Origin of the sequence: Micromonospora deserti (assembly GCF_003236335.1) — a bacterium.
GTDB lineage: Bacteria > Actinomycetota > Actinomycetes > Mycobacteriales > Micromonosporaceae > Micromonospora > Micromonospora deserti.
Map to the genome: position 1 here is coordinate 1 of NZ_POUB01000033.1, position 13,957 is coordinate 13,957.

Sequence of the window (13,957 nt, forward strand, 5' to 3'; positions counted from 1 at the left end):
CCCCGGCCCGCCCCTTCCCGCTCACCTGACGGCCCTGCCGGCCACCCGCGACCCGACCCGCGGACACACCCGTGGTGCCGCAGGCCGGGTCGATCGGCGGTCGACCGCCCCGGTCGCCGGGCCGGTCAGCGGGCCATGCGGTCGGCCAGTAGGCGACGGGGGTTCCAGCGCAGCAGCCGGTTGCGGACCCGCCCGGTCGCGGCCACCAGCCAGGACGACGCGTCGGCCGCAGCGATGCGCCAGCGCAGCAACACCGACGGCGGCAGCACGGCGGCCAGCAGGCGGGTACGCCGGTCGGCCTGGGCGGCGAGCGCGCCGCGCACGCTGCGCAGCGCCGGGAGCAGCGGCTCACCGGTGAGCGGGTTCCGGGCGTAGCGGGCCCGCTCCTCCGCCCGCCCGAGCAGGCGTACCGCCGTGACGGCCGCCGTGTCGGCGGTGAGCGCCTCGCGGGACAGCCGGTCGGCGGTGGCCCGTGGCGTCTCGGTCCGGTCCACCCGGACCCGGAAGTCCACCAGCGTGTCGAGCAGTTCGTCCCAGGCGGCGTGCGCGTCCGCCCGCGCCCGGTCGGCGCCCGCCACGACCACCACCACGCTCGGCCCGTCGCCGGGAGCGGCCGCGGCGTCGGTGGCGCCCACCGCCACCGCGGCGGCGGCCCGACCGCTGCGCCGCCGGCGCAGGGCCAGCCGGCGCAGGGCCGGCACGGCGAGCAGGGCGAGCAGCGCCAGCCCCCCGGCCAACCACCACGGCCAGACCGGTGCCTGCTGGCTGGGCGTGGTGGACCCGATGGCCAGGCCGGAGTCGATGTCCTCGTCCGCCGCGTCCGGGCCCGCCGGGGCGCTCGACGCCTCGCCCTGATCGGGCGCGCTCGACGTGCCCGGCCCCGGGGCCGACTGCTCCGGGGCGTCGGTGTCCGGGGCCCAGGCCGACCGGGTGGAACCCTGCACGCCGTACGCCGGGGTGGCGTCGAACGGCACCCAGCCCATCTGGTCGAAGTAGACCTCCGTCCAGGCGTGCAGGTTGCGGTTGGTCAGCGTGTACGTGTCGCCGTCGACGTTGCTGCCGTTGGTGAAACCGAACGCCACCCGCGCCGGGATGCCGGCGGCCCGGACCAGCCACGCCATCGCGGCGGCGTACTGCTGGCAGAAGCCGACCTTGTTGGTGAGGAAGTCGACGATGTCCTGCCCGCTGGTGCCCCCCTCGGTGCTCAGCCGGTAGCTGAAGCCGTTCTCCGTGGAGAAGTAGTCGTAGATCGCGCGGACCTTGTCGTAGTCGGTGTTCTTGCCGCGTACCAGCGTCCGGACCAGCTCCTGCACCTCCGGCACCGACGGCGTGACGGTCTGCTGCCGCCGGAGCGGATGGTCCGCCGGCAGCGGCTGCGCCCGCCGCAGGACGGCCGGGGTGTACGTCGAGCGCACGTAGTCGAACGAGTAGCGCTTGCCTCGGGAGGTCTCCCGGTTGGAGAAGACCACCTGCAGGTTCGGGTCGTACAGCCAGTTGCCGTTCAGCTCCTCGGTGCGCACCGGTTCGGCGTAGACCGGCAGCAGCGGCATGCTGAGGTTCCTGGTCACCTCCACAGTGGCCCGGTAGCTGGTCTGCTGGACGCCCTGCCGGGTCCGCTCGGAGGGATCCGGCAGCTCCCGGTTGGCCGGCCGGCCGGTGGGATTGCGCACCCGGAAACCGTCCGGCCGCAGCTCGTCGGCGACCCCGAAGCGCAGGTAGAACGGTTCCGGCTCGTTGGTGGTCACCTTGACCAGGTCGGCCACCTCGGACTGGTTGAGCTGCCCGCTGAGCGAGGCGAACAGGTCGATCCGCCCGGGAGAGCCGCCCTGGCCGGGCCGCCCCCCGCTGCCGTTGCTGGCGCCGGAGCCGAGGGTGTCCAGCAGCCCGCCGGTCATCCCCGGTACGGCCAGCGGCAGCGCCACGGCCAGCGCCACGCCGAGCACCGCCAGCCGCCGGCCGGCCGCCGCCAGCGGCGAGGCCTCCCAGACGTCGACGTCCCGGCCGTCGCCGGTGAACCGGCGGCCGAACCGGCGCACCCGGTCGACGTTGTCGGTGACCAGCAGCCAGAGGTAGCCAGCGGCGCCGACCACGAACGGCACGGCGGGCACGCTGTCCACGTAGACCGCCACCGGCACCGAGTAGACGGCCAGCATCGGCAGGCCGGCCAGCGCCGGCCGGCGCAGCCCGACGGCGAGCACGTCGACCACCACGGCCACCCCGCCGATCCCGAGCACCGTGATGAACAGCAGCGGGTCGGTGTCGGGCACCTTGACCCCGTAGGAGCGCATGTCCTCCACCGAGCCGCCGAGCAGTTCGGCGAAGTGCCCGAAGGTGGCCGGGGTGGGCACGAACCCGAGTAGCTCGGTGCCGCCGGGGAAGAGCCAGGTCAGGGCGAGCGTCAGGCCGGCCAGCATGCCGAGCACCTGACCCCAGAGCGGCATCCGGGCCAGCCGCGTCAGCGCGGCCACGGCGGCGACCACGGCGACCGCGATGGTGGCCTGGATCAGCCAGGTCCAACGCTCGAAGATGGCCGACAGCGGCGCGGCGGCCAGCAGCGTCGCGGCGGCCGCCACGAAGCCCAGGTTCCGGTGGGCGATCATGAGGGGATCCTTCCGTTCATCGCATGCCGCCGGCCACCGTCTCGGCCAGCGCCGCCCGCAGCGCGAAGCCCTGCGAGCCCCGGGCGGCCTGCGGCCACAGCGCGGGCAGCCGAGCACCGTGGTCGACCCCGATCACCCGCCACCCGCTCTGCAACAGGGCCAGCGCGGCCGCCCCGTGCGCGTGCTCCGCCTCGGCCCGGGCCTTCGCCGGCAGATTGAGCCAGGTGGAGCTGTCCAGCAGGAAGCCGACGCAGGTGGCGCCGTTGCCGCGCAGCCCGGCCAGCAGTTCGGCCTCGGCGGTGCTCACCGACCCGAACAAGCCGATGATCAGCCCGCCGTCCGCCCGCTGGCGGACCTTCTGCACCAGGGTGGTGATCTCGACCCGCTGGTCGAGGCGGACCTCGGCGAGGTGGTCGAGGAGCAGCCCGTCGCCGGCCACTTCCGAGGCGTCGACGTCCACCCCGGAGCCGGTGACCAGACGCAGCTTGTAACCGGCCTGCCGCAGGTGCACGGCGATACTCGCCGCGGCCGACACCGCCCACTCGAAGCTGGCCGTGGGCCCGTCCCCCCGGTGGCCGTACGCGCGGGTGTCCAGCACGACGGTGGCTCGGCTCTCCCAGGGCTGCTCCTCGCGCCGCACCATCAGCTCACCGGTGCGGGCGGTCGACTTCCAGTGGACCCGGCGCAGGTCGTCGCCCATCCGGTACTCGCGGGTGGCGGCGTCGTCCTCACCGTGCACGGCCACCGAGCGGGCCCGGCTGTCGCCGCTGCCGGCGTACTCGCCGGGCAGGCGGACCGACGGCAGGGGGGTGACCTGCGGGATGACGGTCAACCGGTCGGTGCTGGGGAAGGCGCGGCTGAGCTCGCAGAGCCCGAACGGGTCGGTCATCCGGACCACCAGCGGGCCCACCTCGTAGCGGCCGCGCACGTCCGCCCGCACGGTGTACGCCACCGAGCTGGCCTGGTGCGAGCCGAGCCGCTCCAGCACCACCCGGGGGCGGCTGCCCAGCGCGTACGGCAGCCGGTCCTCCAGCAGCAGGGTGCCGGTGGGCAGGCGGGACATGTTCTGCAGCCGCAGCACCACCCGGGAGCTGGCGCCCACCGGCACCCGGTGCGGGTCCAGCGACCGGTTGCAGGCCAGCTTGTAGCGGCTGCGCCCGACGTAGGCCGCGGCGAGCAGCGGCAGGACGGCGAGCAGCACGGCCACCCGGAGCAGGTCTTTCTCGCCGAGGATCCCGGCGGAGATCGCGGCCGCGACCGCTGCCGCCAGGAACGAGCGGCCGCGGGTGGTCAGCCCTCGCAGCCCGTCCCGCACCTCATCGCCTCCGCGGCTCGTACGGGGCCCGGCCGTTGCCCTCACCCGTGGGCCGGGTGTCGTACGGGGAGCGCTTGCGGTCGTGCGGCAACGGCAGCCGGTGCACCAGCTCGGCGACGATCGCGTCGGTGGTGCGGCGGGCCAGCTGCGCGTCGGCGGTCGGGATGATCCGGTGCGCCATCACCGGCACGGCGAGCACCTGGAGGTCGTCGGGGAGGACGTAGTCGCGCCCCTCCAGGGCGGCCACCGCGCGAGCGGTGCGCAGCAGTTGGAGGGTGGCTCGCGGGGAGGCACCGAGGCGCAGGTCGGGGGCCTCGCGGGTGGCGGTGACCAGGTCGATCGCGTACTGCTTGACGGCGTCGGCGACGTGCACCTGCCGGACGTGGGCGATCAGCTGGCGCACCATGTCGGCGTCGGCGACCGGTCGCAGCTCCCGCAGCGGGTCGGTGGCACCGTGCCCGTCGAGCATGGCCAGCTCGGCGTTCGGATCGGGGTAGCCCATCGCGATCCGGGCGGTGAACCGGTCGCGCTGCGCCTCCGGGAGGGGGTAGGTGCCCTCCATCTCGATCGGGTTCTGGGTGGCGATCACCATGAACGGCGTCTGGAGCTGGTAGGTGACGCCGTCGACGGTGACCTGCCGCTCCTCCATGCACTCCAGCAGCGCCGACTGGGTCTTCGGCGAGGCGCGGTTGATCTCGTCGCCGACCACCAGGTTGGCGAACACGGCGCCCGGGCGGAACTCGAAGTCGTGCGTCTCCTGGTTGTAGACGCTGACGCCGGTGACGTCGCTGGGCAGCAGGTCGGGGGTGAACTGGATGCGGCGCACGGAGCAGTCGATGGACCGGGCCATCGCCTTGGCCAGCTTGGTCTTGCCGACGCCGGGGACGTCCTCGATCAGCAGGTGACCCTCGGCCAGCAGGACGGCCAGGGCGAGCCGCACGGTGGCGGTCTTGCCCTCGATGACCTGCTCGATGTTCGAGACGATGGCTTCGCTGGCGGCGCGGAACTCGTCGTGCGGCAGCAGGCCGCCCACCTCGTCCCAGGTCTGTTGTGTCACGGGCCTCCTCCTCGTCGCCGTCACGGCAGCTCTGTATAGAGCACCTGGACCCGCCGTTGGGTTCGCGACGCCGAGCCTCGTCTGCCGCAGGACTCTCACTGGCCTCTCAGGCTAACCATGTTTACGGCTGTCGCCGACCCCCGCAGGTAGACGGTCGGTTACGCCCCGAATATTCGTCAGGTCGGGGGATGGATCACACCGTCGGGGCGGGTAGGCGCGGGCCGTCGCGAGGCGGGGACGCCGGCTGACGGCCGCCGCGCGCGCACCAGGTGGCCTGGACCCACCACCGGCGGTCGGTCGCGCTACACTGCCGACGTGGCCGGAGTCTTCCTGCTTCTTACCGGGCCGTGCTGATGCGCTGAACGCGCGACAGCACGGCGGCCCCTCCTGTGCGAGGGGCTTTTTCGTGCCCGTCGCCGGCCGGTCCCGGACACGGGCGGCGAGCACCACCAGACAGCACGAGACGACCGCGCCGAGCGAAGCGAGGAGACCCCATGACTGAGGCAGCCGCACCGGGCAACGACATCCCCCCGTTCCGGTACACCGCGGCGTTGGCCGACGAGATCGAGCGCCGCTGGCAGGACATCTGGGAACGGGAGGGCACCTTCCACGCCCCGAACCCGACCGGCCCGCTGGCCGACCCCGGCCACCCCCGGGCCGGCGCGGAGAAGCTGTACGTGCTGGACATGTTCCCCTACCCGTCGGGCGCGGGCCTGCACGTCGGGCACCCCCTGGGCTACATCGGCACCGACTGCTTCGCCCGCTACCAGCGGATGGCCGGGCGCAACGTGCTGCACGCGATGGGCTTCGACGCGTTCGGCCTGCCCGCCGAGCAGTACGCGGTGCAGACCGGCACCCACCCGCGGATCACCACCGAGGCGAACATCGCCCGGTACCGGGCGCAGCTGCGCCGGCTGGGGCTGGCCCACGACGAGCGCCGCTCGGTGGCCACCATCGACGTGGACTTCTACCGCTGGACACAGTGGATCTTCCTGCAGATCTTCAACGCCTGGTACGACACCGATGCCGGGCGAGCCCGGCCGATCGCCGAGCTGATCGCCGAGTTCCAGGGGGGCAGCCGGCCCACCCCGGACGGCCGGTCGTGGGCCGAGCTGAGTGTCGCCGAGCGGCGGAAAATCGTCGACGACCACCGGCTGGCGTACGTCTCGGAGGCGCCGGTCAACTGGTGCCCCGGGCTGGGCACCGTGCTGGCCAACGAGGAGGTCACCGCCGACGGCCGTTCCGAGCGGGGCAACTTCCCGGTCTTCAAGCGGAACCTGAAGCAGTGGATGATGCGGATCACCGCGTACGGTGACCGGCTGCTGGAGGACCTGGACAAGCTGGACTGGCCCGAGCCGATCAAGCTGATGCAGCGCAACTGGATCGGCCGCTCCACCGGCGCGCACATCGGCTTCCCGGTCTCCGCCACTGGTCCCGCCGTCGCCGGGGAAGCCCGCATCAGCGTTTTCACCACCCGGCCGGACACCGTCTTCGGCGCGACCTACATGGTCCTGGCGCCCGAGCACGAGCTGGTCGACGCGCTGGTGCCGGCGGCCTGGCCGGCGGGGACGAGGGACGCCTGGACCGGCGGGCACGCCAGCCCCCGGGCGGCGGTCGAGGCGTACCGCAAGGCGGCGGCCGCCAAGACCGACGTCGAGCGGCAGGCGGAGACCCGGGAGAAGACCGGCGTCTTCACCGGCGCGTACGCCACCAACCCGGTCAACGGCGCGCAGATCCCGATCTTCATCGCCGACTACGTGCTGGCCGGCTACGGCACCGGCGCGATCATGGCGGTGCCCGCCCAGGACGAGCGGGACTGGGACTTCGCCGAGGTCTTCGAGCTGCCGATCGTGCGGACCGTGCAGCCGCCGGAGGGCTTCGACGGCAAGGCGTACACCGGGGACGGCCCGGCGATCAACAGCGCCGCGCCCGACCGTGGCCTGGACCTGAACGGCCTGGGGGTTGCCGAGGCGAAGGCCCGGATCATCGAGTGGCTGGAGGCCAACGGGCACGGCGCCGGCGCGGTGACCTACCGGCTGCGCGACTGGCTGTTCAGCCGACAGCGCTACTGGGGCGAGCCGTTCCCGATCGTGTACGACGAGACCGGGGCCGCCATCGCGCTGCCGGAGGAGATGCTGCCGGTCGAGCTGCCCGAGGTGGACGACTTCTCGCCGAAGACGTTCGAACCGGACGACGCCGACAGCAACCCGGAGACGCCGCTGTCGCGCCGCCGCGACTGGGTCGAGGTCGAGCTGGACCTGGGTGACGGGCCGAAGCGCTACACCCGGGAGACGAACGTGATGCCGCAGTGGGCCGGCTCCTGCTGGTACGAGCTGCGCTACCTGGACCCGACCAACTCGCAGCGGTTCGTCGACGCGGAGAACGAGCGGTACTGGATGGGCCCGCGACCGACCGGAGACAGCGGCCGACCTGACTGTGGGGGCACCGACCTGTACGTCGGCGGCGCCGAGCACGCCGTGCTGCACCTGTTGTACGCCCGCTTCTGGCACAAGGTGCTGTACGACCTGGGCCACGTCTCGTCGGTCGAGCCGTTCCGCCGGCTGTTCAACCAGGGCTACATCCAGGCGTACGCGTACACCGACGCGCGCGGCGCGTACGTGTCGGCGGAGGAGGTGATCGAGCGCGACGGCGGCTTCTACCTGGGCGACACGAAGGTCAACCGGGAGTACGGCAAGATGGGCAAGTCGCTGAAGAACGTGGTCACCCCGGACGAGATGTGCGCGGCGTACGGCGCTGACACGTTCCGGGTCTACGAGATGTCGATGGGCCCGCTGGAGGTGTCCCGCCCCTGGGAGACCCGGGCGGTGGTCGGCTCGTACCGGTTCCTGCAGCGGGTCTGGCGGGCGGTCGTCGACGAGGAGACCGGTGCGCTGCGGGTCACCGACGCCCCGGCCGACGAGGCCACCCGCCGGCTGCTGCACAAGGTGATCGACGGGGTCCGCGGCGACATGGAGGGGATCCGGTTCAACACCGCGATCGCCAAGCTGATCGAGCTGACCAACGGGCTGACCCGGCTGCCGGACACCCCGCGCGAGGTAGCCGAGCCGCTGGTGCTGATGCTGGCGCCGTTCGCCCCGCACGTCGCCGAGGAGCTGTGGCGGCGGCTGGGCCACGAGGCCTCGCTGGCGTACGCGGACTTCCCGACCGCCGACCCGGCGCTGCTGGTCGCCACGACGGTGACCTACCCGGTGCAGGTCAACGGCAAGGTCCGCGGCCGGGTCGAGGTCCCCGCCGACGCGTCCGAGGACGACGTCCGGTCGGCCGCCCTGGCGGCGGTGGCGCCCGCACTGGCCGGCAGGGAGCCCCGCAAGGTCATCGTGGTCGCCGGCCGCATGGTCAGCGTCGTCGCCTGACCGGTCCCAGGTCTCCCTGCGGCGTCAGGGGTCGCGGCGGTGGATGGTGGTCATGGCTGCCGGGAGCACGGTGACGGGCCAGGCGGCGAAGCCGAGCCAGGAGCCGGTGACGGTGTCGCCGACCCGGACCACTTCGGCGATGAACCCCGGGCGCCGGCTCCTCGGCGGCCTCCAATTCCGGGCGGTCGGCGCTCCGCTCGAAGCGTCGGCCGTCGGGTCCCGGGCGGCCCGGCCTGGCCCGTCGGCCGGGTGCGGCGTCGTGGCGTCAGGTCCGTGCGGCCCGGCCCTGCCGCTCGGCGCGCCACCAGCGGTGGATCAGCACCGCGCTGGCGACCAGGCCGAGTGCGGCGGGAGCGGCGGCGAGCCAGTTGACCTCGTCGGGGGAGGTGACGGCGGCGCCGACGGCGGCGTAGCCGAAGGCGGTGGGGGCGGAGGCGATGACGCTGCCCGCGAGGAACGGCGCCACCCGGGCGCCGGTCGTGCCGTAGCCGTAGCTGACCAGGCCGAAGCCGGCGATGGGGAGCAGCCGGACGGTGATCACGCCGAGCACGCTCTGCCGGGTGAACCAGCCGTCGAGACGGGCCAGCCGGCCGCGGACCCGCTCGGCGACGAACTCCCGGCCGAGCAGCCGGCCGACGGCGAAGCCGACCGCCGCGGCCAGCAGCGCGGCGCCGAGGGCGTACGCGGCGCCCGCCAGCGGACCGAAGATCGCTCCCGAGGCGAGCGTGATGAACGTCCGGGGTACCAGCGCGACCAGCAGCAGCGCCCCGCCGACGACCGCCGCGACCGGGGCGGCGTCGCCCAGCCGGTCGGCCAGCCGGGGCAGCTGCGCCGGGTCGGGTCGGGGCGCCACGAGCAGCAGCAGCCCGAACCCGGCGAGCAGGAGCAGCAGCAGGGCGAACCGGACGGCCGACGGCTGGCGCAACAGCCGCCGGACGGCGGGAGTCATGCCCGGGCGGCGGCTGCCACCGCAGCGCGGCGCTCGGCGCGCAGCCGGTCGGACCAGGTGTCGTCCAGCGGCGGCAGCTGGTGCACGCCGGTGGCCCACCGCAGCAGCAGGTCGGCCATCGCCGGGTTGCGGGCCAGGGCCGGGCCGTGCGAGTAGGTGCCGAGCAGCTTGCCCCGCCAGGCGCCCTCGGTGGCCTCGTCGTTGCCGACGCCGGCGGTGACCCGGGCCAGCGGGGACACCCCGGGGCCGAGGTGGGTGCGGCCGCCGTGGTTCTCGAAGCCGGTCAGCGGGGGCAGGCCCAGCCGCGGGTCGATGTCGCCGGCCAGCTCGCCGACGGCCCGGGTGGGCCCGCGGTCGGAGCTGAGGTCGAGCAGTTCCAGCCCGGGGTAGCGGGTGCCCTTGGCGAAGAACGAGGTGCCGAGGAGCTGGTAGCCGGCGCAGACACCGAAGACCACCGATCCCTGGGCGACCGCGCGGTGCAGCCCGCCGTCGGCGATCAGCCGCTGCGCGCCGAGCGCCTGCGGGCCGTCTTCGCCGCCACCGATGAGGTAGATGTCGGCGGTCGCGGGCAGCCGCTGGTCGGAGCGGACCTCCAGCACCTCGACCGGCATGCCGCGCAGCTGGGCCCGGCGGGCCAGGATCAGCATGTTGCCGCGGTCGCCGTAGGTGGAGAGCAGGTCGGGGTAGACCCAGACGATGCGCAGGCTCTCAGTTGACACGATCCAACTCCGCTCGGATGTCCTGGAACGCGGTGTAGTTCGCGATGACCTCCAGCCGGCCCGGGGGCACCGCCCGGACCGCCTCGTCGAACGTCCGGATGTGCTGGAACGGCACCTCGTTGACGTCGAGCCGGACAGCGAGGTCGTACGCCCGGTCGCCGGTGATGAGCACCTGCCTGCCGCGCAGCGGGGCGAAGTCGACGTCGAACAGCCAGGAGGTGTCCAGCCCGTCCGGGTCCCGGGCGTTGATGGAGAGCAGGGTCGGCGCCTCGTCGGCCATGTCGAACGCCTCCAGCCAGCTGGCCGGGTTCTTGGCCAGCAGCAGCCGGATGTTGCGCCCGTCCCGCTCGACCTGCGCGTAGCGGCCGGCGACCGAGGTGACCGTGCCGAGCTGCAGCACCGCGTCGACCGGCCGGACGCCGAACTCGGCGGCGACGGCCAGGGCGGTGGCCGCGTTGCCGATGTTGACCTTGCCGGGTAGCTGAAGTTTGACCTTGTGCCAGGCGCCGGTGGGATCGACCACGCCGTCGTCCTCCACCGCCCACTGCGGCTGGGGGCGGCGTAGCGGGCAGCCGCTGCACCACCACTGGTCGCCGGAGCGCTGGATGGTCGACCCGCACTCCGGGCAGACCCAGGAGTCGTCGTGCCAGCGCTGCCCGGCGCTGAACCAGGTGACCTGCGGCGGGGCGATGCGGTGGTCGTGGTTGGGCGGCGGGGAGGCGGCCCAGACGACCATCGGGTCGTCAGCGTTGGCGATGATGCGGATGTCGGGGTGCCGGACCAGCGCGGCACGCCAGAGCTGCGCCATCATGGCGACCTCCTTGGCCCGGTCGAGCTGGTCGCGGGAGAGGTTGAGCAGCGCCACCACGTGCGGTTCCGTCGCCTCCAGCACCTGCGCGAGGTAGTGCTCGTCCACCTCCAGCACTGCGTAGGGAGTGCTGCCGGCCTTGGCCAGCGCGGAGGTGTGGCCGGTGGGCATGTTGGCGCCGAAGGAGTTGGTGGCGACCCGGCCGAGCACCCCGACCGCCGCCGCGGTGAGCCGGGTGGTGGTGGTCTTGCCGTTGGTGCCGGAGACCAGGGCGATGGCACGCCCGGCGGAGAGGTGGGCGAGCAGGTCCGGGTCGATCTTCAGGCCGAGCCAGCCGCCGATCACCGAGCCGTCGCCACGGCCCGCGGCCCGGGACAGCGCCGCGGCGGTCCGTGACACGGAGCTGGCCACCTTCGCCCGCAGGGGCATCTTCGCGTCCGTCACGCGAGCGAGGTTACCGGACCGCCGGGCCCGCCAGATCGCCGCCGACGGCGAACCGTTCGGCCGGGATGGGTCACCGGGTCGACGGTTCCGGTTCGGCCGGACGGAGTCGATCTATGTCGGGAAACGGACGCCCCCGGCGGGCCCCCGCCGCCCTCCACTCCGCTCCACCCCGTCTGACGTGCTCTTTTAGCCGGCGATCGGGCGCGCCGCGCGGGCGTTTCTGGTTGCAGGTGGAGGGAAGTGGAGTAGAGTGGGGCCCGATGGTGAGGCCGGGAGGGCCCACCGGCCCGGGGGGTCAGCGGCGCCGCGAACGCCGTTAGAAGGGCGAGGGGGTTGGGCCGATGTTTCTCGGCACCCACACCCCGCGCCTGGACGACAAAGGCCGGTTGATCCTTCCGGCGAAGTTCCGGGATGAGCTGGCGGGGGGTGTCGTGATCACCAAAGGGCAGGATCGCTGCCTCTACGTCTTCCCGACGCCGGAGTTCCAGCGGATCGCGGAGCAGTTGCGCGCGCAACCGATGACGCACAAGGCGGCCCGGGCCTACAGCCGGGTCTTCTTCGCCAGCGCGCACGACGAGGTTCCCGACAAGCAGGGCCGGGTGACCATCCCGGCGCACCTGCGGGCGTACGCCGGGCTTGACCGCGACCTGGTGGTGATCGGCGCGAGCACGCGGGTGGAGATCTGGGACAAGATCGCCTGGGAGACCTACCTCGCGGAGAGCGAAGACGACTTCGCCGACATCGAGGAGGGGGTGCTGCCCGGCGGTCTGTAGGGCGTGACGGCGCCCGACGTACTGCGAGATCTCCAGCCGCTTTCGAGTTCCTGGCATCCCTTCCCCGGTGCCAGGCGCACGATCCGATCGGGGGGCCGCGGCCTCCGGCGGGCGGGGAGCGGATGGGGATCTGGCGGTACGACGGCACGGCGTCGTCCGCGACAGGCGCAAGACGGAGACCGGTTTCAACCAGTGGGGGTCGACATGGGGGAGCTACGCGGCACGCACGTGCCGGTGCTGCTCGAGCGGTGTCTCGAGCTGCTGGCTCCCGCGCTGGACCGGGGCGGTCGCACGGTCCATGTCGACGCGACGCTGGGCCTGGGCGGGCACGCCGAGGCGGTGCTGCAGGCGCATCCGGAGACGGTGCTGGTCGGGCTCGACCGGGACACCGAGGCGCTCGCCCACGCGCGAGTCCGGCTGGCCCGGTTCGCCGACCGCGTCCACCTGGAGCACGCGGTCTACGACGAGCTGCCGGAGGTGCTCGACCGGCTGGGCTATCCGGGCGTCGACGGGATCCTGTTCGACCTGGGGGTCTCGTCGTTGCAGCTCGACGCACCCGACCGCGGGTTCGCCTACGCGCAGGACGCCCCGCTGGACATGCGGATGGACCAGACCCGGGGGGTGACCGCCGAGGAGGTGGTCAACACGTACGCCCACCCGGACCTGGCCCGGGTGCTGCGGGTCTACGGCGAGGAGAAGTTCGCCGGCCGGATCGCCTCGGCGATCATCCGGGAGCGCGAGCGGGCCCGGATCACCTCCTCGGCGCGGCTGGCCGAGCTGGTCCGGGAGGCGATACCGGCACCAGCCCGGCGAACCGGTGGACATCCGGCAAAGAGAACGTTTCAGGCGTTGAGGATCGAGGTGAACCGGGAGCTGGCCGCGCTGGAGACGGCGCTGCCGGCCGCCCTCGACAGGCTCAACGTGGGCGGTCGCCTGGTGGTCCTGTCCTACCACTCGCTGGAGGACCGGCTCACCAAGGCGGCGCTCGCTGACCGGGTCCGCAGCAAGGGCCCGATCGACCTCCCGGTCGAACTGCCCGGGTCGGGTCCGACGTTCCGGCTGCTGAGCCGGGGCGCCGAACTGCCCGGGGAGGTAGAGGTCGCCGCGAACCCGCGGGCCGCCTCGGTGCGGCTGCGGGCCGCGGAGCGAATCGACCCGGATGCCGAGCGACAGCGGCGGACCGACCGCGAACGGTACCGCCGCCGGGTCAAGGCGATGCACCAACCGGGGACGGGGTCGACGGGATCCGGCACGGGTCCCCGCTCGGCGCCGGGGGACGGGACAGGGACGGACGAAGAGGGGGAGGGACATGACTATTGACAAGCGCGACCGCCGGGACGTCACCGGCGGCGGGCAGCGCGCACCGCGGTCGGGGGGCCGGACCGCGGCGGAGCGGGCCACGCGCGCCGGTGCCGGGACGCCGCGGGCGGGCCGGAGCGATCGACTGGAAGATACTCGCGCCCGGGGGGCGCGCGAGTATCTGACCCAGGGCAGCGCCGCGCTGCGGCCGGCCGAGCGGTCCACCGCGGGCACGGCGCGGACGCCGCGGCTACGGGTGGCGCCGCCGCCGCCGGTGAAGGTGCCGCGGGCGCCGTTCGCGGCACTGATCGTGGTGCTGGTGGTCGGTGGGGTGCTCGGCATCCTGACGGTTAACACGAAGATCAACGAGAACGCCTTCCGGCTGGAGAAGCTGCACCAGCAGCAGGCCAAGCTCGACCTGGAGCAGCAGCAGCTGAACAAGCAGATCGCCGACGCGGCGGCCCCGGGCAACCTGGCCGCCGAGGCCCGCAAGCTGGGCCTGGTCGAGTCGGGCGAGCCGGCCTACATCCGGCTGCCGGACGGCAAGATGATCGGCGTGCCGCAGCCCGCCAGCGGGCAGCCGTCGGTCACCAGCCAGCAGGGCTCGGGGGGATGACGA

The 13,957-nt window shown here is 73.5% G+C and carries 10 protein-coding genes; 4 read left to right on the top strand and 6 right to left on the bottom strand.

What is annotated here, in order from left to right; genetic code table 11:
* Nucleotides 1–125: 125 nt before the first annotated feature.
* From C1I99_RS07805 to C1I99_RS07815, 3 genes are read right to left on the bottom strand one after another with little or no spacing between them, the layout of a single operon-like run.
* Complete coding sequence (locus tag C1I99_RS07805; RefSeq protein WP_111133534.1) at nt 126–2,600, bottom strand: transglutaminase TgpA family protein; 2,475 nt, start codon at nt 2,598–2,600, stop codon at nt 126–128.
* A gap of 16 nt (nt 2,601–2,616) precedes the next feature.
* Nucleotides 2,617–3,915: a DUF58 domain-containing protein gene (locus C1I99_RS07810; protein WP_111133535.1), complete on the bottom strand. Its 1,299-nt coding sequence runs from the start codon at nt 3,913–3,915 to the stop codon at nt 2,617–2,619.
* A 1-nt stretch (nt 3,916) separates the two neighbouring features.
* Nucleotides 3,917–4,972, bottom strand: a complete 1,056-nt coding sequence (locus C1I99_RS07815; RefSeq protein ID WP_111133536.1) for an AAA family ATPase — start codon at nt 4,970–4,972, stop codon at nt 3,917–3,919.
* 494 nt (nt 4,973–5,466) lie between these two features.
* On the opposite strand from C1I99_RS07815, the gene leuS reads away from it, so the two are divergent.
* A complete protein-coding gene (gene leuS, locus C1I99_RS07820; RefSeq protein ID WP_111133537.1) occupies nt 5,467–8,346 on the top strand; it encodes a leucine--tRNA ligase in 2,880 nt (959 codons plus the stop codon).
* Nucleotides 8,347–8,611: 265 nt separating this feature from the next.
* Here leuS and C1I99_RS07825 read toward each other — a convergent pair whose 3' ends face one another.
* The 3 genes from C1I99_RS07825 to C1I99_RS07835 are packed head-to-tail and all read right to left on the bottom strand — an operon-like array spanning nt 8,612 to nt 11,251.
* Nucleotides 8,612–9,295 (bottom strand): TVP38/TMEM64 family protein, encoded by a 684-nt coding sequence (locus tag C1I99_RS07825; RefSeq protein ID WP_111133538.1) that lies wholly within the window; start codon nt 9,293–9,295, stop codon nt 8,612–8,614.
* Complete coding sequence (locus C1I99_RS07830; protein ID WP_111133539.1) at nt 9,292–10,014, bottom strand: type 1 glutamine amidotransferase; 723 nt, start codon at nt 10,012–10,014, stop codon at nt 9,292–9,294. Before C1I99_RS07830 ends, C1I99_RS07825 begins: the two co-directional genes overlap by 4 nt.
* Complete coding sequence (locus tag C1I99_RS07835; protein WP_111133562.1) at nt 10,004–11,251, bottom strand: MurT ligase domain-containing protein; 1,248 nt, start codon at nt 11,249–11,251, stop codon at nt 10,004–10,006. The genes C1I99_RS07830 and C1I99_RS07835 overlap by 11 nt, the downstream gene beginning before the upstream one ends.
* A 356-nt stretch (nt 11,252–11,607) precedes the next feature.
* Here C1I99_RS07835 and mraZ point away from each other — a divergent pair, with 356 nt between their 5' ends.
* The 3 genes from mraZ (at nt 11,608) to ftsL (ending at nt 13,954) form a co-directional block, all read left to right on the top strand.
* The gene (gene mraZ, locus C1I99_RS07840) at nt 11,608–12,039 is read left to right on the top strand and encodes a division/cell wall cluster transcriptional repressor MraZ (protein ID WP_111133540.1); all 432 of its coding nucleotides are present in this window, start codon (nt 11,608–11,610) and stop codon (nt 12,037–12,039) included.
* Between the two features lie 204 nt (nt 12,040–12,243).
* Nucleotides 12,244–13,359 (top strand): 16S rRNA (cytosine(1402)-N(4))-methyltransferase RsmH, encoded by a 1,116-nt coding sequence (gene rsmH, locus C1I99_RS07845; RefSeq protein WP_111133563.1) that lies wholly within the window; start codon nt 12,244–12,246, stop codon nt 13,357–13,359.
* Entirely contained in the window at nt 13,349–13,954 is a 606-nt protein-coding gene (gene ftsL / locus C1I99_RS07850) for a cell division protein FtsL (RefSeq protein ID WP_111133541.1), read from the top strand. Before rsmH ends, ftsL begins: the two co-directional genes overlap by 11 nt.
* Nucleotides 13,955–13,957 lie beyond the last annotated feature (3 nt).